20 protein-coding genes are annotated in these 20907 nt (G+C 37.1%); 16 read left to right on the forward strand and 4 right to left on the reverse strand.

What is annotated here, in order from left to right; translation table 11 throughout:
• Window positions 1–94: 94 nt before the first annotated feature.
• Together VIO64_RS17760 and VIO64_RS17765 are read left to right on the forward strand one after the other, a co-directional pair.
• On the forward strand, window positions 95–1318 hold the full coding sequence (locus VIO64_RS17760; RefSeq protein WP_331920712.1) for a glycosyltransferase family 4 protein: 1224 nt from the start codon (window positions 95–97) through the stop codon (window positions 1316–1318).
• A 118-nt stretch (window positions 1319–1436) separates the two neighbouring features.
• Window positions 1437–3104 (forward strand): ribonuclease J, encoded by a 1668-nt coding sequence (locus tag VIO64_RS17765; protein ID WP_331920714.1) that lies wholly within the window; start codon window positions 1437–1439, stop codon window positions 3102–3104.
• A 94-nt stretch (window positions 3105–3198) separates the two neighbouring features.
• Here VIO64_RS17765 and VIO64_RS17770 read toward each other — a convergent pair whose 3' ends face one another.
• Entirely contained in the window at window positions 3199–4464 is a 1266-nt protein-coding gene (locus VIO64_RS17770) for a nucleotidyltransferase (protein WP_331920716.1), read from the reverse strand.
• Between the two features lie 186 nt (window positions 4465–4650).
• Here VIO64_RS17770 and VIO64_RS17775 point away from each other — a divergent pair, with 186 nt between their 5' ends.
• Window positions 4651–5640 (forward strand): asparaginase, encoded by a 990-nt coding sequence (locus VIO64_RS17775; protein ID WP_331920718.1) that lies wholly within the window; start codon window positions 4651–4653, stop codon window positions 5638–5640.
• Between the two features lie 79 nt (window positions 5641–5719).
• Here the strand turns inward: VIO64_RS17775 and VIO64_RS17780 are convergent, their stop codons facing one another.
• Window positions 5720–6679, reverse strand: coding sequence for a hypothetical protein (locus tag VIO64_RS17780; protein ID WP_331920720.1), 960 nt, complete (start codon window positions 6677–6679; stop codon window positions 5720–5722).
• A 203-nt stretch (window positions 6680–6882) separates the two neighbouring features.
• Between VIO64_RS17780 and VIO64_RS17785 the strand changes: the two genes are divergently transcribed.
• The 5 genes from VIO64_RS17785 (at window position 6883) to VIO64_RS17805 (ending at window position 10369) form a co-directional block, all read left to right on the forward strand.
• Window positions 6883–7179 carry a hypothetical protein gene (locus VIO64_RS17785; RefSeq protein WP_331920722.1) on the forward strand — a complete coding sequence of 99 codons (297 nt, stop codon included), beginning with the start codon at window positions 6883–6885 and terminating at the stop codon, window positions 7177–7179.
• 135 nt (window positions 7180–7314) lie between these two features.
• Window positions 7315–7791 (forward strand): zinc ribbon domain-containing protein, encoded by a 477-nt coding sequence (locus VIO64_RS17790; protein WP_331920724.1) that lies wholly within the window; start codon window positions 7315–7317, stop codon window positions 7789–7791.
• Window positions 7792–8084: 293 nt separating this feature from the next.
• Window positions 8085–8759, forward strand: a complete 675-nt coding sequence (locus VIO64_RS17795) for a hypothetical protein (RefSeq protein ID WP_331920726.1) — start codon at window positions 8085–8087, stop codon at window positions 8757–8759.
• Between the two features lie 53 nt (window positions 8760–8812).
• On the forward strand, window positions 8813–9391 hold the full coding sequence (locus VIO64_RS17800; RefSeq protein ID WP_331920728.1) for a 5-formyltetrahydrofolate cyclo-ligase: 579 nt from the start codon (window positions 8813–8815) through the stop codon (window positions 9389–9391).
• A gap of 33 nt (window positions 9392–9424) precedes the next feature.
• Window positions 9425–10369: a type II CAAX endopeptidase family protein gene (locus tag VIO64_RS17805; RefSeq protein ID WP_331920730.1), complete on the forward strand. Its 945-nt coding sequence runs from the start codon at window positions 9425–9427 to the stop codon at window positions 10367–10369.
• 157 nt (window positions 10370–10526) lie between these two features.
• On the opposite strand, the gene VIO64_RS17810 is transcribed toward VIO64_RS17805, so the two are convergent.
• On the reverse strand, window positions 10527–10841 hold the full coding sequence (locus tag VIO64_RS17810; RefSeq protein WP_331920732.1) for a hypothetical protein: 315 nt from the start codon (window positions 10839–10841) through the stop codon (window positions 10527–10529).
• Between the two features lie 338 nt (window positions 10842–11179).
• Between VIO64_RS17810 and VIO64_RS17815 the strand changes: the two genes are divergently transcribed.
• Both VIO64_RS17815 and VIO64_RS17820 read left to right on the forward strand, forming a co-directional pair.
• The gene (locus tag VIO64_RS17815) at window positions 11180–12742 is read left to right on the forward strand and encodes a recombinase family protein (protein ID WP_331920734.1); all 1563 of its coding nucleotides are present in this window, start codon (window positions 11180–11182) and stop codon (window positions 12740–12742) included.
• Window positions 12743–12761: 19 nt separating this feature from the next.
• Window positions 12762–15134, forward strand: coding sequence for a DUF5050 domain-containing protein (locus VIO64_RS17820; RefSeq protein WP_331920736.1), 2373 nt, complete (start codon window positions 12762–12764; stop codon window positions 15132–15134).
• A gap of 170 nt (window positions 15135–15304) precedes the next feature.
• On the opposite strand, the gene VIO64_RS17825 is transcribed toward VIO64_RS17820, so the two are convergent.
• The gene (locus tag VIO64_RS17825; RefSeq protein WP_331920738.1) at window positions 15305–16534 is read right to left on the reverse strand and encodes a cofactor-independent phosphoglycerate mutase; all 1230 of its coding nucleotides are present in this window, start codon (window positions 16532–16534) and stop codon (window positions 15305–15307) included.
• Window positions 16535–16759: 225 nt separating this feature from the next.
• Here VIO64_RS17825 and VIO64_RS17830 point away from each other — a divergent pair, with 225 nt between their 5' ends.
• The 6 genes from VIO64_RS17830 (at window position 16760) to VIO64_RS17855 (ending at window position 20897) form a co-directional block, all read left to right on the forward strand.
• Window positions 16760–17359, forward strand: a complete 600-nt coding sequence (locus tag VIO64_RS17830) for a flavodoxin family protein (RefSeq protein WP_331920740.1) — start codon at window positions 16760–16762, stop codon at window positions 17357–17359.
• A gap of 9 nt (window positions 17360–17368) precedes the next feature.
• Window positions 17369–18139 carry a tRNA threonylcarbamoyladenosine dehydratase gene (locus tag VIO64_RS17835; RefSeq protein ID WP_331920742.1) on the forward strand — a complete coding sequence of 257 codons (771 nt, stop codon included), beginning with the start codon at window positions 17369–17371 and terminating at the stop codon, window positions 18137–18139.
• A 20-nt stretch (window positions 18140–18159) separates the two neighbouring features.
• Complete coding sequence (locus VIO64_RS17840; protein ID WP_331920744.1) at window positions 18160–18825, forward strand: hypothetical protein; 666 nt, start codon at window positions 18160–18162, stop codon at window positions 18823–18825.
• A 31-nt stretch (window positions 18826–18856) separates the two neighbouring features.
• Window positions 18857–19561 (forward strand): PilZ domain-containing protein, encoded by a 705-nt coding sequence (locus VIO64_RS17845; RefSeq protein ID WP_331920746.1) that lies wholly within the window; start codon window positions 18857–18859, stop codon window positions 19559–19561.
• A 9-nt stretch (window positions 19562–19570) separates the two neighbouring features.
• Entirely contained in the window at window positions 19571–19777 is a 207-nt protein-coding gene (locus tag VIO64_RS17850) for a 4Fe-4S dicluster domain-containing protein (RefSeq protein ID WP_331920748.1), read from the forward strand.
• Window positions 19778–19838: 61 nt separating this feature from the next.
• A complete protein-coding gene (locus tag VIO64_RS17855) occupies window positions 19839–20897 on the forward strand; it encodes a 3-methyl-2-oxobutanoate dehydrogenase subunit VorB (protein ID WP_331920750.1) in 1059 nt (352 codons plus the stop codon).
• Window positions 20898–20907: the final 10 nt, after the last annotated feature.

The raw sequence follows: 20907 nt of genomic DNA on the forward strand, positions 1-20907 counted from the left end.
TACGCAAAATACTTATAAAGGAATTTTAATTTACATTTTTATTCTCATAAATAAAAATTGAAGATTATCCGGCTAAGCTCGAAAGGAGCCGATTATGAAGATATTAATGCTTTCTTGGGAATACCCTCCAAGGATAGTTGGAGGAATTTCAAGGGTTGTTTATGATCTTGCACAAAAATTAGGAGAAAGAGATAATGAGGTTCATGTTGTTACTTTTTGTGAACCTGGAACAAAAGAATTGGAAAAGGACAAAAATGTAATTGTTCACAGAGTTCATTCATATGACGTTGGAACATATAATTTTGTCGATTGGGTTTTGCATTTGAACTTTGCCTTAACAGGAAGGGCTGTAGCTCTTATAAATGATATAGGAAAGTTTGATATTATACATGCTCATGATTGGATTGTTGCATTTGCTGCCAAAACCATTAAAAACGCATATTCGATTCCGCTTGTTTGCACAATTCATGCTACTGAATCGGGCAGGAATTGGGGGATACATAATGATATCCAGAGATATATCAGTGGTGTTGAATGGTGGCTTGGATATGAATCATGGAGGGTAATTGTAAACAGCAATTATATGAAAAACGAGGTTAGGAGCGTATTTTCTCTTCCGGACGATAAAATAAGGATAATCCCTAATGGGGTTGACCTTAATAAATTTAACGGCTGTAAGAAAAATCAGGAAGTCAGAAGAAAATATGCAATGGACCAGGAAAAAATTGTGTTTTTTGTAGGCAGGCTTGTCAATGAAAAGGGTGCACATGTTTTGCTGGATGCTGTGCCTAAGGTTTTGCATCACTATTATGATACAAAATTCATCATTGCCGGCAGAGGACCTCAACTAGATCATCTGAAATGGCTTACATCTTCAAAGAATTTGTCTCACAAGGTATATTTTACGGGATATATAAGTGACGAGGATTTGCTGCAGCTTTATAAAGTTGCTGATATTGCAGTATTTCCAAGCCTGTATGAGCCTTTTGGCATAGTTGCTTTGGAAGGGATGGTTGCGGATGTACCTGTTGTTGTTTCAGATACCGGTGGATTGGGAGAAATAGTCCATCACGGTGTTGACGGTCTAAAAGCTTATACTGGAAATGCAAATTCCCTTGCTGACTGTATACTGGAGCTTCTTTTTAATCCTGACCGGGCAGAAGAGATGAAAAGAAGAGCACTTGAAAAGGTTAGAAGGGTATATAACTGGGAATATATAGCGGACCAGACTATGGATGTTTACAATGAGATAGTTGACAGTTGTAAACAATACCCATGGAATGCAAAAAGTATTAAAGAACAATTGGATATATTATAGCAATAGTTGTCTGACTTTATATAACAATCATCTAAATAAAGCATATAAAGTTAATATTATATAACTATTTTAAATATGCTATAATATTAAAAGTTATTAATTATTTGGAGGTTAAATTGTGGCAAAAAATAAAAAGAAACTAAAGATTATTCCTCTTGGGGGTTTAGGGGAAATAGGAAAGAACATTACTGCATTTGAGTATGGCGAAGATATTATAGTAATTGATTGTGGTTTGGCATTTCCCGAAGATGAAATGCTTGGAATAGATTTAGTTATACCTGATGTTTCATACCTGGTTAAGAATAAGGATAAGGTAAAGGGGTTTGTTATAACACATGGGCATGAGGATCATATAGGGGCACTTCCGTACGTTCTTAGAGATATAAATGTCCCTGTTTTCGGAACAAAACTTACTTTAGGGCTTATCCAGTATAAGCTTGAAGAACACGGCATGATCAATGATGTAGTTCTGCAGAATGTTATGCAGGGACAAACCATTGAGCTGGGTGCATTTAGAGTAGAGTTTATAAGGTCAACCCACAGCATCGCTGATTCAGTAGCAGTTGCTGTTCATACCCCCGTGGGCGTCGTTGTGCATACTTCAGACTTCAAAATCGATTACACCCCGATTGAAGGTGAGCCTATGGATTTTGCAAGGCTTGCAGAGCTTGGTAAAAACGGGGTATTGCTTCTTATGTGCGACAGCACAAATGTTGAACGCCCCGGTTATACCATGTCTGAAAGGACTGTAGGAGATACCTTTGAAGAAATATTTATGAATGCCAGAAGCAGAATATTGGTAGCAACATTTGCATCTAATGTTCACAGGGTGCAGCAGGTGATAAATGCATCCGTTAAGTTTGGCAGAAAAGTTGCCATATGCGGAAGGAGCATGGTTAATGTGGTTAAAGTAGCCATGAACCTTGGTTATCTCAACGTTCCGGAAGGGGTAATAGTTGATATCGATAATATCGACAAGTGTCCCGCCGACAGACTAGTTATAATTACCACAGGCAGCCAGGGCGAGCCTATGTCTGCACTATCAAGGATGGCAGCATCAGAGCATAAAAAGGTTGAGATTGTACCGGGAGATTTGGTTATAATATCTGCAAATCCTATACCCGGAAATGAGAAGTTTGTTTCCAAAGTAATAAATGACCTTTTCAAAAGAGGTGCTGAGGTTATTTATGAAGCCCTTGCAGATATACATGTATCCGGTCATGCATGTCAGGAAGAATTAAAGCTTATACATAGTCTGGTGAAGCCAAAGTTCTTTTTACCTGTGCATGGTGAATACAGGCATTTAAAACAGCATGCAAACCTGGCACATAGGTTGGGAATGCCTATGGACAGGATTTTTATAATGGATATAGGTAAGGTTCTTGAGCTTACCGAGGATTCTGCCAAGCTAAACGGCAATGTAGCATCGGGAAAGGTTCTTGTAGACGGACTCGGAGTAGGAGACGTGGGTAATATTGTACTACGTGACAGGAAGCACCTTTCGCAGGATGGATTGATTGTTGTGGTCATAACATTAGAAGGTGAGTCGGGAAATGTGGTTGCAGGACCTGATATTATTTCAAGAGGCTTTGTTTATGTAAGAGAGTCTGAGAACCTTATGGAAGAGGTTAAGGATGTAACAAAGCAGGCTCTTATAAAATGCGAAGAGAAAAAGAAAAATGACTGGGCTTCAAAGAAAAATATAATTAAAGACACTTTAAGGGATTACCTGTATGAAAAAACAAAGAGAAAGCCTATGATTCTGCCCATCATAATGGAAGTTTAAATGCTGTAAATATTACAAATTAAACCCTGGGAGGTTTTGTTTCCCGGGGTTTTGTACATGTCTGGACAATTTTGGTGTTTTATTTGTTGAATGTTTATTTGTAAATCATAACTGGATTTTGGGTAAAATCCTGTCCAGCCTTTTTAAATTTCGGGTTTTTGTAACCCAATACATATAGGTCGGTTGATTCTGATTCAAGCTGCAGCATTTTTCTTAGCATAGGGTTGCAGGAGTTTTTAAATTGTGAAGTCTTAGTAATTATGGGAAGCGTGCAATGCGGCTTCATTCTTTTTAAAAGAACTCTTCCTTTAGTGTTAAACCCAAGTATACGTACATACTGAGGACCCCCGTAACTGTTAAAGGAATTGAACATATTCTGAGTTAGGCCGGTAAGAACACTGAATATAATCCTTTGAATTCTGGTCCGCGTAAATCTTTTGGTAGCAATGCCGCTTATAAGATTCTCCAATGTACCTGAATCTTCTGCGGATTTTTTGATTCTGTTTTCCAGCCCTTCACTTACATAGGGGAGATTTTTGATTTCTTCAAGGCTCATTTTTCGTAAAAGGCCTATTATATAATTTTCAAAGCTATGGGAAAATACAGGGCCTCTCCCTGCGGAAAACTCGTCCATAAGTGCACTAAAGCTTGCGGTAGGTACCAGACTTTCAAGGTTTGCCAAAGAATTGGTGCTTTGATTGACCCCGATAAATTTTCTAACTGCTGTTGCACTGGAAATACTGCCGCTAACTTCCTCGCTGTTGTAATCATTGCTTATTCTTTTGATTGTCTGAAACTTTATATTGCTGTTAAGCCTTTTAACTGCTTTTATATACTCAATACCAAGTATGTTATTGGAAGAAGCTATAGTTCTCAATATCATATCGGGATTTTGCAGATAGTTAGTGAAGTACATAGACAGTGCTTTTTCACGGGATAGGGGATAGGAGTGTCCCTCGCTTAAACTTTTCTGCAGGTAGGACTTGAATGCTTCAGGTTCATTTATAAGCACATCTGCTATTAATTCCAAATCTTCAATATTGCCGCTTTCACTTCCAAAGCAAATATAATCTACTATTCCAAGGCTGTCCAGCAATTTAACCGCTCCATATGCAAAGTATTCTGCACTGGCCATGGAATATACCGTTGGAAGTTCTATGACAAGGTCAGCACCGGACATTAGTGCCATCCTGCTGCGGGCCCATTTATTTACAATTGCTGGTTCACCCCGCTGTATGAAATTACCGCTCATTATACACACGGTAAAGTCGGCATTTGTCAATTTCTGTGCTTCCTCCATATGGTATTTATGCCCATTGTGGAATGGATTGTATTCTACTATCAGACCAAGAACCGTCATATAGTTTCTCCTATGATATATATTATGCTTCATTTATTATATCTCAAAAAGCTGTTTTTAAGAAATAATTTGTGTAGTTTATGGATATATTACAATTATAAATATAACCAAGTGTAAGTTTAATCAGGAACAAGTACTGTAAAAATTTTATCAGATTAATATAAATAATGAACAGGAGGATACTTAATGCCTGTTAGAATGGTTGAAGTTCTAAGGTCCGGAGTTGTTGAGAGTATTCATTACGGAGATGCCGTTGCTATAAGAGCTGACGGACAAGTTATTTGCAGCATTGGAGATCATGAGCGGATTACCTTTTTCAGATCTACATCCAAGCCGCTGCAAGCCATATATTTTTTGGAAACTGGAATTGTTGAGAAGTTTGGTTTGGATTTAAAAGAAGTTGCTATTATTTCTTCATCCCATATAGGAGAGAATGAGCATATTCAGACTTTAAAGAGCATTTTGGGGAAGATAGGTGAAGATGAAAGCGTTCTTAAATGCGGTATGCATGAGCCTATAAGCAAGGAGGCTGCCGGCAGAATAGCTGCATCGAGAGGCAAATTAACAGTTCTACATAATAACTGTTCAGGAAAGCATATAGGCCTTATAGCAACATCAAAAACTAAGGGTTATGAAATTGAGGGTTATTATAAGGAAAACCATAGTGTTCAGATTGGAGCACAAAGCATTATCGCAGAATTTGCAAACCTGGAGCCTTCAACTATGCAAAAGGGTTTTGATGGCTGCGGCGTTCCCGTTATTGCAGCACCCCTTAAAAATCTGGCACAGGCATATGCAAATTTATGCAATAATGAGTTTAAGGGGGGCAAATATATAAAGTCTCAAAACTACCTCATAAGTGCTATGACTATGTACCCTGAAATGATTGGCGGCAAAGAGAGAACCGATAGCGAGCTGATGAAACAATTTGGAGGAAGAATTATTTGCAAATTGGGAGATGAGGGGGTTTTCTGTGTTGGTGTTATAGGTAAGGGAATAGGTATTGCCTTAAAGATTGAAGACGGAAGTATGAGAGCCTTAGGACCGGCAGTAATTAATTTGCTTATTAATCTTGGCATTATAGGGAATAGTGAAATTAATGAATTGGAAAAAATATGGAGACCACCTGTAATAAACCACAAGGGCGATATAGTTGGTGAGATACATCCGTTATAAATCGCTTGCGATTTATTTATGCATAAAGAAGCGGGGAAGTTCAAAAAATTGAATGCCCCGTTTTTTATGTTCTAGGATATTACTCTTCCGATGCTTTTTCCAATGTGTTGATATTTGTCAATACTACCCTTCCTTTTATGTCTATTAGAGGTTGGTTTTTATCTTTTATAACCTTTTCAAGCTCATTTATTGAATAATCCAGCTTACTGACATTTTCATGCTGCTTCTTATCAATGGTGTTTTTATATGTTGACCAAGACGATTTGAGACTGGTAATGTCTGATTCTGCCGTGGGCCAGTTTGGAGCCAATGAATTCAGTATGGAATTTCTTGTATAGTATTTAACCCTCTTTAATTCGGGGGATGCTTTGCTTTTGTAAAGGTATAAAAGATCTGGAATATAAGAGTAAAGCTTATTTGATTCCATAAGGGTATTTTCTTTGTTTTTTGTGATTATGGTATTTGTAAGGCTGTTGAGCGAGTTGCTGAAGTTGTCTGTAAGTTCTCTGGAAGCACCCTTGCTGGTTGCTTCAGGCCTAAGTTCATTCCATTGATAATGCAGGCTGTTTACAAGCGGCGTGATTTCTGCCCAGGGATCCTGAGGTGAAGGTTTGGCAGGTGATGACTGGGGCTTGGTCTCTGTATTGCCCTCTTTTGGTGATGGTGTGCTTTCACTAGGGCTGGGGCTTTCGGAGCTTTTGCTACCTCCGCCTTCCTCGCTGCTTTTATCACCCTCTTGTTTGCCTTTGGATTCTTCCGATTGTGTGCTTTTCTCTTTACTCTGCTTGCCGGACTTCGCATCACCCGTTGAATCCTCATCTTTTGGTACAGAAGGACCCTTAAGGGCAGTTATAATACTTTCGATATTCTCTTCAATACCTGTAAGTACATCAGGTGTAGTTTCCTTGCTTTGACCGCCTTGGGCAGACTGCTGCTGGCCTGACGGTCCATTGTTCTTATTTCCGCAGCCTACTGTAGGTAAACATATAGTAAGCGTTACAACTAATATTTGAAAAATAGTGGATTTTAATCGTACCATTTGATATATCCTCCGGTTCTAATCTGTAAATTGTTGTATATCTAAACCTGTTTAATACTTATAGTATTTATCAATAATACTTACTTATACAAGCTATGAAAAAATTACATAAAGGGTTTTTATCTGTTTTGTTTAATATTAAATATGATATGACCAATAACTTTTATTAATTTAATTCTTAATTAATCAGGGAGGCAAATTATATGTCAATTACCGTTAGTATGTGGTCAGGTAAATCCGGAGAAATTAAAAGATTTTTAAAAAGTTTTTACCAAAAAGAAGTAAAAGCAGAGGAGGATATTTCTCAATGGATTTATGTATATAATAAGCCTCTTGAGGCAATAGATATAATAAGTGCACTTATGGATAACAAAGATAAATATAAAATTTCTATGTTTATACAAATTGATAGAGGTGATTTATATCTTATTAATGAATATAATCATAATGATATAGTAAAAAGTTTAATCCAACTTGTTCACTCAAAGTATATTGTTTGACTTAAGATGAAATTAAAATATTTAATTAAATTATCAAAAATATTAATATACATATTGATTTTTTTAAGAAAATATTATAGAATGTTTATAAGGATAGTCGTTAAATAATCATTTGTAATTGAAGGAGGCATATATATGTCAATGTTTGAAAGTTTTACAAGGAAGGTAACTGATACTGCAAAAGCTGCAGCAAAAAAATCAAGTGAGCTTGTTGAGGTTACAAAGCTCAATATGAGCATAAGCTCTGAAGAGGATAAAATAGAAAAGTTATATTTGGAAATAGGTAAAACAATCTATGAATCCTATGCAAAAGGCGAAACTACAAGCGAGTTGTTTGCGGAAAAATGCAAACAGATAGATGAATACAACAATAACATTAAGGAAATGAGAAATAAGATTCTCGAGCTCAAAAATGAAAAAATTTGTCCTACCTGCCGTGAGGAGTTGGATAGAAGCGTTAACTACTGTTCAAAATGCGGAACAAAGCAAGAGATAATTGAGCCTCCAGTTTTTGAAGCAGAAGAAGCTATTGAAAAGAAATGTCAAGGCTGTGATTCTGTTGTAGGAGAAGATTCGTTATTCTGCACAAAATGCGGAACCAAATTGGATTAAGGGATGCTTGAAAAATTACTTCCGCTTTCTACGCGGCTGGTCGTTTAGCTTCACTAAACTGCTCGCCATGCATCCTGGGTGTTGACGAGCTGAGTCAACACGTAAGCGATATTTATAGCGGAAGTTATTTTTTGATTGTGCCAATACATAGATTTATATACTGTTGAAAGACACCACTTATATAGCTGTAGTGGTGTTTTTTTTGTTTGCCAAAAACAATGTTTTTATCTATAATAACTATATAAATATTGCAAAACATATAATATAAATCCTTTGATTGGGAGGAATATAATTTGGAAAACAATAACAATTTTAGGTTGTGCGATCACTGTAAAGAAGAGGTTTCATATTATGCGAGAAGATGCCCATATTGCGGCAGCTTGCTTAATAATCAGGCTCAAAGGGCGTATGTGATGCCTCAGGAGACTATTAGGCCGGATGCTGTGGATACCGCTAATAATACAAATAACGATATAAATACAAATAATAACATAATTGATAACTTTACAAATAATGAAGATACAAATAATGACAATACAAATAATTCTGATGATGCCAATACCGAAAATATAAATGGTGGCAATATAAATAATTTCATCGGCAATAATGAGCCAGTAAACAGGGAGGCAGAGGCAAGTAGTTATAAGGATTATAAATCATATCAGCAGCAGCCAGTCGATAACCGGATGGATTACGGTTATCGATTCGGAAATTATGGAGATATGGATGCTTATGATATAAAACCTTTAAGCAATAAAACTAAGGTGTTCCTTACGGCACTAAGTTCCTTTTTACCCTGGGTGGGTCAGCTTACCGGTATAATTGCAGCAATTGTTTATATGAATTCTGAAGATGATGAGGATAGAAGATCCTTCGGACGAGCACTCCTTGTATCATCTCTAGTTGTTTTTCTTATTACATCATTTTTGATACTTTTTACCATATCGGCGTTTTCAAATGTTCAATAGGGGCTGCTTTTAATATGGGTAAATCATAAATGAGAACTTGTGAGGATTTTTAAGTGGATCAAAATAAGGAAATTTTAAGAAGAGATGTATTAAAAATAAGAAATTGCATAGAAGAAGAGGAAAGAATAGAGAAAAGCAGAAGAATATTTAATACGCTTATTGGTCTCAATGAATTTAAAAATTCTGCTTCTGTAATGTGTTATATTGATTTTAAGGGAGAGGTTATTACAAGGGACATTATTGACTTATGTTTTAGTCTGAATAAAAAGCTTTGTGTACCCGTTATCTCAAATAATCAAAATGGGGCAAGGCAAATTATCGCTTCAGTCCTTAAAGACCCTGAATCAGAATTGTATAGGGGGAATTTCGGAATAATGGAGCCTAAAGATGAATATATAAGAGTATTTGAACCTGTAGAAATTGATCTTGTCATTGTTCCAGGTGTTGTATTTGATGAGAAAAGGAACAGAATAGGATTTGGTGCAGGGTTTTATGACAGGTTTTTAAAAAAAGTCAGGAATGATTGTTTCAAGATTGGCTTGGCATATGAATTTCAGGTTGTAAAATCTGTGCCGGCAGATAAATTTGATATTCCGATGGATTTGATAATAACAGAGAAAAGAAGGATATAAATCTCCATATTTATGGTTTGAAAGGAAGGCATAATGAAGAATAAAATAACAGTTACAGGTGCAAACATAACCTTTTTCTCATTTACCATGGCGTATATATTGTTTACGATGGTGATGATTTTTCTGGGGGCCATATTTGGAGGGGATCTTGGTACCGACAATTTTATAATAATTATGTTGGTTACCCAATATATAGTTATTTTAGGCCCTGTATTCTCCTACATTCTAATAGGAAAACTAAGCATAAAGGATGTCTTAAGGCTTAATAATCCCGGCTTAATTCCTTTGGTTATCATTACACTCGCAACTATTCCTGCAAGCTTTGTGGGTAATGCTCTTAATATGCTTATCATCTATCCTTTGAGCCTTTTGGGGAAGCTTCCTGAAGCTCCTATACCGGTTCCTCAAAGTTTAAACGATGTGCTGGTGATGATAATTGTAATAGCTGTTAGTCCAGGCATATGTGAAGAGATTCTTAACAGAGGAATATTTTTAAAAGCATATGAAAAAAGAGGGACATACAAAGCCATTGTGATTTCGGGGATTTTCTTCGGATTGTTTCATTTTGATATGCAAAACCTCTTAGGTCCAATTTTTCTGGGAATACTGTTTGCGTATTATGTCATTAGAACAAATTCCATTTTTTCAAGTATGCTTGCACACTTCTTAAATAATGCATATGCCGTAATAATCATGTATATAGCAAGGAATGAAGATATTTCACACAGCTCGGAAATAACCTTCCAGCAGTTTGGCTTCTCTATGGTACAGGGCATGATAGCTTTTGCGTTATTGGTTGTGCTTATGCTGTTATTTACAAAGGCAACCGAAGGTAAATCCAGGTACATACCTTCAATAAGTAAACCTTCAGGAGATATAATTTCAATAATATCTCATTGGCCAATAATAGTAATTTTAAGCTTATATGTCTTTCTAAATGGTGTTTTATTGCTTAGCATTATATTAGGAGCAGCTTGAAAAGTCACCGGAGCAAAACCAGCTTTATATGTTTTGAGAAATTATGGTGTCTATTCTATAGCAACAGCTTGAAGTATCTGCTGATTGCTTATGAATAGACACCATTTTGTAAAAACCTGTCCTATTATCTGTATAATATTTTGAAGTTTTGTTGTTTTTAGAAAGGCCAACTAGCAGCAGGACATGAGTTTGAAGTATGATCGTTAAGGAACCCGAGTACCCCTCTTGTTCCAAAGATTTCTCTTTCAATTTCCTTAATCCTGGCTTCGGTGTAATAATTGATTTCTCCAACCTTTTTTACTTTTTCTGCATAATCCCGCAGTGTCTCAATTTCCATACTGTTGAGTGAGTGTTGGCAATCGTCAGAGTTTAAAATTCTGTTGAGCTCTGTAGCATATTCATAACCATCTTCTATATCCTTTACCATGACTTTAAAAAAACGGATAAGCTTTTCTGGAACACACTTAGCCATAATTCTCCACCTCTTCTTAGTATATATAAGTTATGAGTAATTCTTTTGCCTTTGCCAATCATTAAATTTGCACCAATTTATTATTATAAAAACATTCCGCAAAAAAATAAATACTTTGTGATCAATTTTTTATTGAAAATTATTGCATATATTTATTCGGACAAAATTAAATAAAGTTTAACATGAATATATTTATATCAGCATATTTTTTGTGGATAAAAAAATGGGAAAGAAGAAAGTGCGAGTTGTTGTAAAATTTTACAAAAGCAGAATAAAATACGAGGAAATACTGTATAGTCTAATAAAGCAAAAATTAAACCATTCAGGAAGTGATATGAATGCCGGAATACAAAGTGGGGATATATGTAAGAGAAAGCAGAGATGATAATGACGAAAATTATGAGACTATTGAAACTCAAAGAGATTTACTTATAGATTTTGTATTAAGGAACGGGCTTGGTGAAGTAGCGGGAGTTTATATAGATAACAACGTATCGGGTACAGGCTTTGAAAGGGACGGACTTAAGCAGCTTGAGCACGATGTAAAGTCAAAAAACATCGATATGCTGCTTTTAAAAGACTTATCAAGGCTTGGAAGAAATAACGCAAAGACACTTTTGTTTCTTGATTTTCTTGAAGAGTATGGGATCAGGGTGCTTACAACAGACGGAAGGTATGACAGCAGCAAGGACAATGATATGGTAGGGATAGAGACATGGTTTAACGAAAGATACGCAAAGGATATTTCGCGTAAAATCAGGGCAAATTTAAAGTTTAAAATTTCAAAGGGTGAATACATAGGCCATGCACCATATGGCTATAAAAAGTCCCCTGAAAGCAAAAATAGGCTTATTGTGGATGGGAGTAAGGCGGGGGTAGTAAGAAAGATATTTGAAATGTACAAGCAGGGATACGGATATTCATATATCGCACGGTATCTCAATCTGCAAGGCTGCTTGCCTCCATCTGCCAAAAATATGGCTAATACTAAAAAGGACGGCTGGAATCCCGTAGCTGTTCAGAGAATACTTGCAAACAGGGTATATATCGGAGATACGGTTCAGGGAGTGAGTGAAAAGGTCAGCTTCAAAAGTAAAAAAACAAGGAGATTGCCTGAGCATAGATGGGTAATTACAGAAAACACACATGAGGCTATAATAGACAGGAATGATTTTGAAGAGGTCCAGAGAATACGTGAAGGAAAAGTTGTAAAAAAACTGAGGCACAAAGGTAAAATAAACCTGTTCAGCTCTCTTCTCTTCTGTGGAGGCTGTGGAAGCATGATGTATGCCAGAAAGAGGAAGGATAGTCCTACTGCATATGTTTGCAGCAATTATGCAAAAAACGGTACTAAAAAGTGTTCCAGTCACCATGTTTATGAAGAAGAGCTGCTTGGTATTTTGTATGATGAGTTAAAATGTGCTGCTGCAAAAGAAGATATTTCACAAAATGCTGCAGCTCTTGCAAAGGATTACTTCCTTATGGAGATGAACTTTAATAAAATTGATGAGATAGAGGCCACTATTGAGGAAAAAACCAGACAACAGGATGTTCTGTATCTTGACAAATTGGAAGGAAAAATTGGTGAGCAGCAATTTTTGAGAATCAATAATGAATTCCAGTCTCAGATCAACGCACTAAAAAATGAAATAACCGCGAGCCAAAAAAGGCTTGATGCAGCTAATATAGCTAATATTGGCAATCTGCTTAAAAATTTGGAAATCGGTGATATCAATTTGGAAGCTGTAAAACTGATGGTTGAAAAAATAATAGTGTTTGACAACGGTGATAAAGTCGATAAAATATATAATAATGACGAGATTTGTTTTAATGATATGGAAAATAAAAAAAATAGTGGGCTAATAGTTATTTATTTTAATACAGAACTAATAAGTACATAAACTTAAGGAGAAAAGACATATGAAAAAAAGTATTCTTAGCATTTTTGCCGTTTTGGTGTTTTTGCTGTGCTTTACAGGTATGGTATCACAAGGTGCCTCAAAGGACATCAGGGTAACGTTGGGGGGAGATTTCCTTACACTGGACACAAAACCGGTTGTTGAAAAAGGAAGAACTCTTGTGCCCATGCGTGCTATATTTGAAGGTCTTGATGCGTATTTGACATGGGATGAAAAGACAAAAACTATAACTGTGCTAAAGGGGAAGAAGACTATAAAGCTAAAAATAGGCAGTAAGACAGCAACTTTAGACGGTAAGAGCATTCCGCTTGAACTTCCGGCTAAAATTGCGGCAGGGAGGACAATGGTTCCCTTAAGGTTTGTTGCAGAAGCCTTGGGTGCAGAGGTAGAATGGGATAATGACCAAAGAATAATTAAAATCCAAAGGGTTGAAGAATCACTGGGGAATTCATCAGGCAATATTTCAAACTATGGCTTTACTGCTGAAAACGGGGATTGGATCTATATGTCCATTTTGGATAAAGGCTTGTACAGAATGAGCAAGGATGGGCAGGTTAAAGAGAAAATATCAGGTAATGCAGCTATGAATATAAACATTATGGATGACTGGATATATTTCACATATCCTTATGATTATCCGGTAAAGGAGGAAAGAGGACGCCTTTACAAAATGAGAACAAAGGGTAATCTCCTTACAAAGCTTACCGATTATGAGGTTCAGAGTGTTTATGTTGTGGGGGATTGGATATATTACATAAACAGTGAAGATGATGATATGTTGTTTAAGATGAGAATTGACGGCAAGGGAGAAGAGCTAATAAGTGACAGCTCTATAGCAAGTTTTACGGTAAGCAATGGATGGATATATTTTATGGAGCAGTATGATGATTCCATGTATAAAATGAGGACAAACGGCAGCGATAAAAAGCTTTTGTGTAAAGACCTGGGAGTTGATTCATGCATAGTTGCCGAGGGAGATTGGGTTTATTACAATACTGGAGGAAAAGAACCCGGTATTTATAAAGTAGGTACCGATGGGAAGAATCAGCAGCAGGTTTTATCCGAGGATATAGATTCATTTAATATTGCTGGCGGGTATATATATTATAATGATTCTTCCAAGAACATGTATAAGGTTGAGATTGACGGAAGTGAAAAGGCCAGGGTTGGTACAGGAATCGATCAGTCAATCAATATTGCCGGCGATTGGGTGTATTACAAAAAGTGGGATTCTAAAGGTGCTCAAAGCAAGGATTACAGGATCAAGACCGACTCCACTATAAAGCAAAGACTTAATATGGATGGGCCTTTTGTTGACATTAAGGTAAATTTGCTGCTGGATAAACTTATGCCGAACCCTATTGCTTTACCATCACAGGAGCCTCTTACAAATATTTTAAGTGCTAAGGAGGTTGCAAGGCAAAAAGACGCTGTTGCCTATATAAAAACCTTTGACGAGGATGGGAACCCTATTGGATACGGCAGCGGATTTAATATTGACAGCAGTGGTATAATAGTTACCAATTTCCATGTTATTAAGGGTGCATATTCGATTAAATGTACACTATCTGACAAATTAACATTTGATGTGAAAAATGTTTTGAATTACAGTTCTATAAGAGATATTGCCATTTTACAACTGGACGGAGCGAGCAATTTGCCTGTTGTCAAGCTTGGGTCTTCATCGGCAGCTGAACTCGCAGAGAGCGTGGTTGCTATCGGAAACCCCATGGATTTTCAAAATACGGTTTCTACAGGGGTAATCAGCGGCGTGAGGACCATATTCGGTGTAAACTATATACAGACCACTGCTTCCATTTCACCGGGAAGCAGCGGGGGGCCGCTTTTCAATATGCGGGGGGAAGTAGTAGGTATGACAACATTTATGTTGGTTGGAACTCAAAACATAAATTTTGCCGTTCCTGTGGATGATGTTAAAAAGCTTTTTCCTTCGTCGGTTCTTATGCCGGTTCAAGGTATCGCTGAAATTGAGAGCAGTATTTATGAGAGTGAGCCTAATGATTTAAAAGAGAGGGCAAATCCGGTAAAATATGAAATAAACATAAGCGGTAAATTAAAAGATAAAAAGGATAAGGATTATTTGAGTTTGGAAGTTGATAAGCCGGGTAAGATATTGGTTACAGCAATAATAAGCACAAGTGGCGAAAAAACTAAAGGAGTTAATATGGTATTGCTGGATAAGGACGGCAATGAGGTGAGTAAAGCACAGCAGTTAAGTGAATTTGGAGAGGACTTTTTAGATCTCAAGGCAGATGTGGGCAGCGGAACATATTATCTTGTTGTCAAGGCTGCAGATACGTCGGATGATAATCTTAAGAGTGTGTTCTATGATATAACCGTAACTGGAGGATGAGAAGAACAAAATCATGAAATGATTTTGTCAACCTTAATGGTTGTCATGAGAAATTGTGATGTTTATACACCATAATTTCTTAGACATTAATAAAAAGCACTGGTGAATAACTAAGCACCAGTGCCTTTTTAATGGCGAGGAAATTATGGTATACTACACCATAATTGGCCTTATTTGAGTTCATTAAGATTTTTCAGCTGTATAAAGCTATCCATGAGGGTATAACCGTCATTTACCATGATACCTGATTGTTTGGCCTGGAACTCATCATAACCGTTAATGCCTGAGACAATATTATCGCCTTTTTGATATATCAGAAAAGGCACAGGTTCTGAGGTGTGAGTCCTCAAAGATAATGGTGTAGGATGATCAGGAAGAACCATTATCCTATAGTCAGGATACTTTTCTAGGCCTTTTAAAAGAGTACCTACCACCAGTTCGTCAATAAGCTCGATAGACCTGACCTTGTTCTCAACCTCATGCCTGTGACCGCACTCATCAGGTGCCTCTATATGGACATATACAAAGTCCTTTCCGGAATCAAGCTCTTTTAATGCGGCCTCGGCTTTACCGAGAAAGTTTGTATGGATATTGCCTGTAGCTCCTTCCACATCAATTGAATCAAGTCCTGCACATATTCCGATTCCTTTTATAAGGTCAACAGCGGATATTACAGAACCGGTTATTTTGTACTTGTCTTTGAAGCTTGCTAAAGCAGGTTTTTTGCCCTCGCCCCAAATCCATATTGAGTTGGCTGGTCTTAAGCCCTTTGCAATCCTCTCTATATTTACAGGATGATCTTTTAATATGTTGTAACTCTCTATCATCATCTTTTGAACCATTTCGCTGTATGGTCCCTTTGGCATGTAATCGGTAATTTTTTTATCCAAAATATCATGGGGAGGAGTCAGAGTAAATTCTATAGAACCCTTTTTCCATACCATGCAATGGCGGTAGCTTATTCCGCCGAAGAATGTAATATCCGATGTACCGAAATGGCGTTGAATCTCCGAAATAAGCTGGTGAGCTTCTTTTGTTGAAATTTCATCAGAGCTGTAATCAATCATTGTTTTTTGCGAATAGTCAGCATCATCTGAAAGTGTAACAAGGTTGCATCTAAAGGTAACGTCGGTATCGTTTAATTCAATGCCCATACTCACTGCCTCAAGGGGTGAACGCCCGGAATAATAAATCTTTGGATTATAACCCATAACAGAAAGATTTGCGGCATCGCTTCCTGGAGGTATTCCGCCGGGTACGGTTTTAACCATTCCAACCCTGCTGTTCTGGGCAAGTTTATCAATGTTTGGCTTATTTGCTTTTTCCAATGGGCTCAAATTTTCCAATTGCGGAATACGGTAGTCTGCCATACCGTCTCCAAGTACAACAATATATTTCATAAATGTTACCGTTCCTTTACATAATATTTTATATTGTTAACATCATATAAAAGCTGTCTTTATCTATAAAATTAGGCTTTCAGGAAATAATTATATATCATAAACTTAAAAAATTCCATATTAAAAATAAGTTTTGATTTAATGTTGTAGGCATGTTGAGAGAATAGGAATAATATCATATAATAATACATAATATTATAATTCATAAGGCTGAGGTGCAAGAATATGTTGATTATAGGTTTAAACGGGAGTCCGAATAAAAGTAGGAATACAAAGTTTTTGCTTGAGAAAGTGATGGAAAAAGCAGCGGAATTAGGAGCTGAAGTCTCAATCCTAGAAGTTCCTGAGCTTCTCCAAACTGCGAAACACAGTTTTTGTAATGTTTGTTCAAATCCATGTTCAGGAGTTTGCTTTAAGGGTACAAAACTTGAAGAAGCCTTTGAGCTTTTGAGGAAGGCAGACGGAATAATTTTTGGGAGCCCGGTATACTTTGGGACAATCACCGGACAATTGAAAGCTTTTTTTGATAAGACCAGAAAGCTTAGGGGAGAAAAGGCCTTTTACAATAAAATTGCTGCTGGAGTAACGGTTGCAACATCCAAATATGGGGGACAGGAAACCACAATGAAGGCACTCCATGATATAATGCTGGTTCACGGGATGACCATAGTGGCAGACGGCTATTTAGAAGACGACTGCGGGCATCATGGTGTTTGTGCCCATAGACCTGCACAGGATGATGAATTTGCAATAAAAAGGGCGTCAATACTTGCAAAGCGTATGGTAGAAGTCTGTGAAGCAACGAAGGCTTTAAGGAAAGGATAATTTAAATAAATGTTACACGAGTTTTCAAGAACAGAGTTGTTGATTGGAAAAGAAGCACTGAAGAAGCTTGGCGATGCGAAGGTTGCAGTTTTCGGGATAGGCGGCGTCGGCACCTATGCAGTTGAAGGTTTGGCACGATCAGGGGTTGGAAAGTTTGTGCTTGTTGATGATGACTGTATTTGTCTTACCAATATAAACAGGCAGCTTCACGCCACAAGGAAGACTGTGGGAAAACCTAAAGTAGAGGTAATGAAGGAAAGGATACTTGAGATTAACCCTAAAGCGGAGGTTATAACTCACCGGATGTTTTATCTTCCTGAAAGCTCTGATGGGCTGATATGTGATGATTATAATTATATTATAGATGCCATAGATACCGTGTCAGGAAAGATTGACCTTGTTGTTAAGGCAAAGGAAAAGGGTATACCTATAATAAGCAGTATGGGTGCAGGTAACAAGATGGACCCAACAAGATTTGAAGTGACTGATTTATTCAGCACTTCGGTCTGTCCACTTGCAAAGGTTATGAGATACGAGCTGAAAAGGCGTGATGTGACTTCCCTTAAGGTTGTTTACTCAAGGGAAGTGCCCATAAAGCCGCGAGAAACAGAAGGGTCAAGCTGTGCCGTAGGCTGTATATGCCCAAAAGGCACTACCAGAAAGTGTACAAGCCGTCATCAGATACCCGGAAGCATATCCTTTGTGCCTTCTGTGGTAGGACTCATTATTGCAGGGGAAGTTGTTAAGGATATTATAGGCTTTAAGGATGGGAAAGACTAAATAATAGGAAGTGGTAGCTTATGTTTAATAGGAGAGTATTGATATTCACAGGACATTTTGGAAGCGGTAAAACAGAGGTTGCGGTGAATTGTGCCATGAAGCTGGCCCAAGAATATAAGATGGCTATAATGGATTTTGATATAGTAAATCCATATTTCAGGACTGCAGATGCCAGAGAAGTTCTAGTGCAAAAAGGAATAAATATTGTTTCGTCCATATATGCAAATACCAATGTTGATGTACCTGCCGTACCTGCTGAAATAAATTCACTTTTTATAAAAAAAGACCAGCGGGTTGTTTTGGATGTAGGTGGTGATGATATAGGGGCAAGAGCTCTTTCTGCTTTTAAGGATCAGATACAAAATGATGACTCCGAAATGTATTTTGTTGTAAATGTGAAAAGGCCTATGACAGATAACCCGGAGAAAATAGAGAAAATAATCGGTGAAATAGAGGCAAGTTCAAGGCTGAAGGTTACATCCCTGATTAATAATACAAATATACTCAAAAGCTCCACAGGTGAGGAAATATTGGAGGGGCAAAAAATACTTGAAAAGGTGTCTTCGAAGCTTGGAATACCTATTGCCTTTACATCCGGATTTAACGATATAATAGACAAGGTAAGGAAAGAAATAAAAGGTGAAGTTTTCATAATGGATAAATTTATAAAGCTGCCCTGGGAATAAGTCTTTCTAAACGAGAGGTGTGAATATATCAGTGGATAATAATTTGCTTGAGAAATATTTAAAGGTAGGTAGTATTATAAAAACAAAAATTGAAAATAGCCCTGCATGGGTTACTAATATTATCTATTCATTGAGTGATGATTTCATTGAAGTTGATATCGGCCTTGAAAAGTCCTATCTAGAAAATATTATTATGATTGGTGATACAATTAAATGCAAGTATACATCCGATAGTATTGAGCTGATGTTTATAGGCTGGATTACAAATATACATACTGCCCATCCTCAAAGATTAACAATAAAGGTTCATCAGGTGAATTGCTTTAATGATAAGAGGGATTATACAAGATTCGATGTATACTTAAGTGCTGTAATAAGAAAAGATAAGTATCCCCCGAATGGGGTGTTTGCTATACTTACCAATATCAGCAAGGCAGGTGCAGCTTTTTTAGTAAGGGAAAACATTGAAAAAAGCATAGGTGTTGATGATAATTTCATAAATAGCACATTTAATTTTGAGGTTAACCTGTCTTTTGAAAGGATTTTTACCTTTGACGGCAGTATTGTAAGAGTGGAACCCAGAGAAAAGGGAATGGAATACGGAGTTAAGTATGATTATATTGATCCACATGGTATATTGCTTCTTGAACAATTCTTAACCGAGCTTGCAAATGAGGACAAAGAGTTTTATAATAAACGGAGTGGATTTTGGTCAAAAAATAGTAAAATGAAGTAGGGGGGTCTTATGGCTAGGGTAAAATTTAATGAAGAAAAATGTAAGGGCTGCAGATTGTGTGTAGAGGTCTGCCCAAAGAAAATAATAGCTATCAATACCGATAAGCTTAATTCTAAGGGGTTTCATCCTGCAGATGTAAAAGAAATGGATAAATGTATCGGGTGTGCTTTTTGTGCTACTATTTGCCCCGATGTAGTCATTGAAGTAGATAAATAATAGTAGCTTTTCAAGGTTGACAAAATCGCAAGCGATTTTGTTTAGAAAGGGGACGTATTTGATGGGAGAAAAAATTCTGATGAAAGGTAACGAAGTAATCGGTGAAGCTGCATTAAGGGCAGGCTGCAGGCATTATTTCGGTTACCCTATTACTCCGCAAACAGAAATAGCTCATTATATGGCTAAGAGGATGCCTGAGGAAGGCGGTACTTTTTTACAAGCCGAAAGTGAGGTTGCGGCTATAAATATGGTTTATGGTGCTGCCAGTGCAGGCGTAAGGGTTATGACATCATCCTCAAGCCCTGGTATAAGTCTTAAGCAGGAAGGAATATCGTATGCATCATGTGCGGAGTTGCCCGCTGTTGTAGTAAATATAGTTAGAACGGGACCGGGCTTAGGCGGAATACTTCCTGCACAGTGTGATTATTTTCAAGCAGTTAAAGGCGGGGGACATGGTGACTACAAAATGGTAGTTTTGGCACCATGTAGTGTACAGGAACTTTATGAGCTCACTGTAGAGGCATTTAACATATCGGATAAATACAGGATTCTATCAATGATTATGGGAGACGGAATATTAGGTCAGATGATGGAGCCTGTAGAATTTAAAGACAAGGAAGAGATTATAAAAGTTGATAAAAATTGGGCTGTTACCGGAAGCAAAATGGAAAGACAGAACAATGTTATCACGTCAATTTATATAGATCCTGAGAAAATGGAAGATCACAACCTAAAGCTGCAGGCTAAGTATAAAGCTATTGAAGAAAATGAGGTCAGGGTAGAAACCTATAACTGCGAAAATGCAGATGTTATTGTTGCAGCATTTGGAACAGTTGCTAGGATCATAAAGAATGTTATAACAATGGCAGAAAAGGAAGGAATTAAGGTGGGGTTGATTAGACCTATCACACTTTGGCCTTTCCCTGACAACGAATTCCAGAAGTATGCAGATGTGCCCAAGGCTTTTCTGACAGTTGAAATGAATGCAGGGCAGATGGTTGAAGATGTAAGGATGGCGGTCAATGGAAAGAAACCTGTTCATTTTTACGGAAGAATGGGTGGTATGATACCAACCCAGCAGGATATTCTTAACAAAATAAAAGAAATATTAAAGGGTTGATTTGAATTTA

Origin of the sequence: Pseudobacteroides sp., from assembly GCF_036567765.1 — a bacterium.
Taxonomy (GTDB): Bacteria; Bacillota; Clostridia; order Acetivibrionales; family DSM-2933; genus Pseudobacteroides.

What these genes read in the sequence shown, in the direction of transcription:
- VIO64_RS17760 (WP_331920712.1), top strand. Translation starts at nt 95, where the DNA reads ATGAAGATATTAATGCTTTCTTGGGAATACCCTCCAAGGATAGTTGGA.
- VIO64_RS17770 (WP_331920716.1), bottom strand. Translation starts at nt 4,464, where the DNA reads ATGACGGTTCTTGGTCTGATAGTAGAATACAATCCATTCCACAATGGG.
- VIO64_RS17775 (WP_331920718.1), top strand. Translation starts at nt 4,651, where the DNA reads ATGCCTGTTAGAATGGTTGAAGTTCTAAGGTCCGGAGTTGTTGAGAGT.
- VIO64_RS17780 (WP_331920720.1), bottom strand. Translation starts at nt 6,679, where the DNA reads ATGGTACGATTAAAATCCACTATTTTTCAAATATTAGTTGTAACGCTT.
- VIO64_RS17785 (WP_331920722.1), top strand. Translation starts at nt 6,883, where the DNA reads ATGTCAATTACCGTTAGTATGTGGTCAGGTAAATCCGGAGAAATTAAA.
- VIO64_RS17790 (WP_331920724.1), top strand. Translation starts at nt 7,315, where the DNA reads ATGTCAATGTTTGAAAGTTTTACAAGGAAGGTAACTGATACTGCAAAA.
- VIO64_RS17805 (WP_331920730.1), top strand. Translation starts at nt 9,425, where the DNA reads ATGAAGAATAAAATAACAGTTACAGGTGCAAACATAACCTTTTTCTCA.
- VIO64_RS17810 (WP_331920732.1), bottom strand. Translation starts at nt 10,841, where the DNA reads ATGGCTAAGTGTGTTCCAGAAAAGCTTATCCGTTTTTTTAAAGTCATG.
- VIO64_RS17815 (WP_331920734.1), top strand. Translation starts at nt 11,180, where the DNA reads ATGCCGGAATACAAAGTGGGGATATATGTAAGAGAAAGCAGAGATGAT.
- VIO64_RS17820 (WP_331920736.1), top strand. Translation starts at nt 12,762, where the DNA reads ATGAAAAAAAGTATTCTTAGCATTTTTGCCGTTTTGGTGTTTTTGCTG.
- VIO64_RS17825 (WP_331920738.1), bottom strand. Translation starts at nt 16,534, where the DNA reads ATGAAATATATTGTTGTACTTGGAGACGGTATGGCAGACTACCGTATT.
- VIO64_RS17830 (WP_331920740.1), top strand. Translation starts at nt 16,760, where the DNA reads ATGTTGATTATAGGTTTAAACGGGAGTCCGAATAAAAGTAGGAATACA.
- VIO64_RS17835 (WP_331920742.1), top strand. Translation starts at nt 17,369, where the DNA reads ATGTTACACGAGTTTTCAAGAACAGAGTTGTTGATTGGAAAAGAAGCA.
- VIO64_RS17840 (WP_331920744.1), top strand. Translation starts at nt 18,160, where the DNA reads ATGTTTAATAGGAGAGTATTGATATTCACAGGACATTTTGGAAGCGGT.
- VIO64_RS17850 (WP_331920748.1), top strand. Translation starts at nt 19,571, where the DNA reads ATGGCTAGGGTAAAATTTAATGAAGAAAAATGTAAGGGCTGCAGATTG.
- VIO64_RS17855 (WP_331920750.1), top strand. Translation starts at nt 19,839, where the DNA reads ATGGGAGAAAAAATTCTGATGAAAGGTAACGAAGTAATCGGTGAAGCT.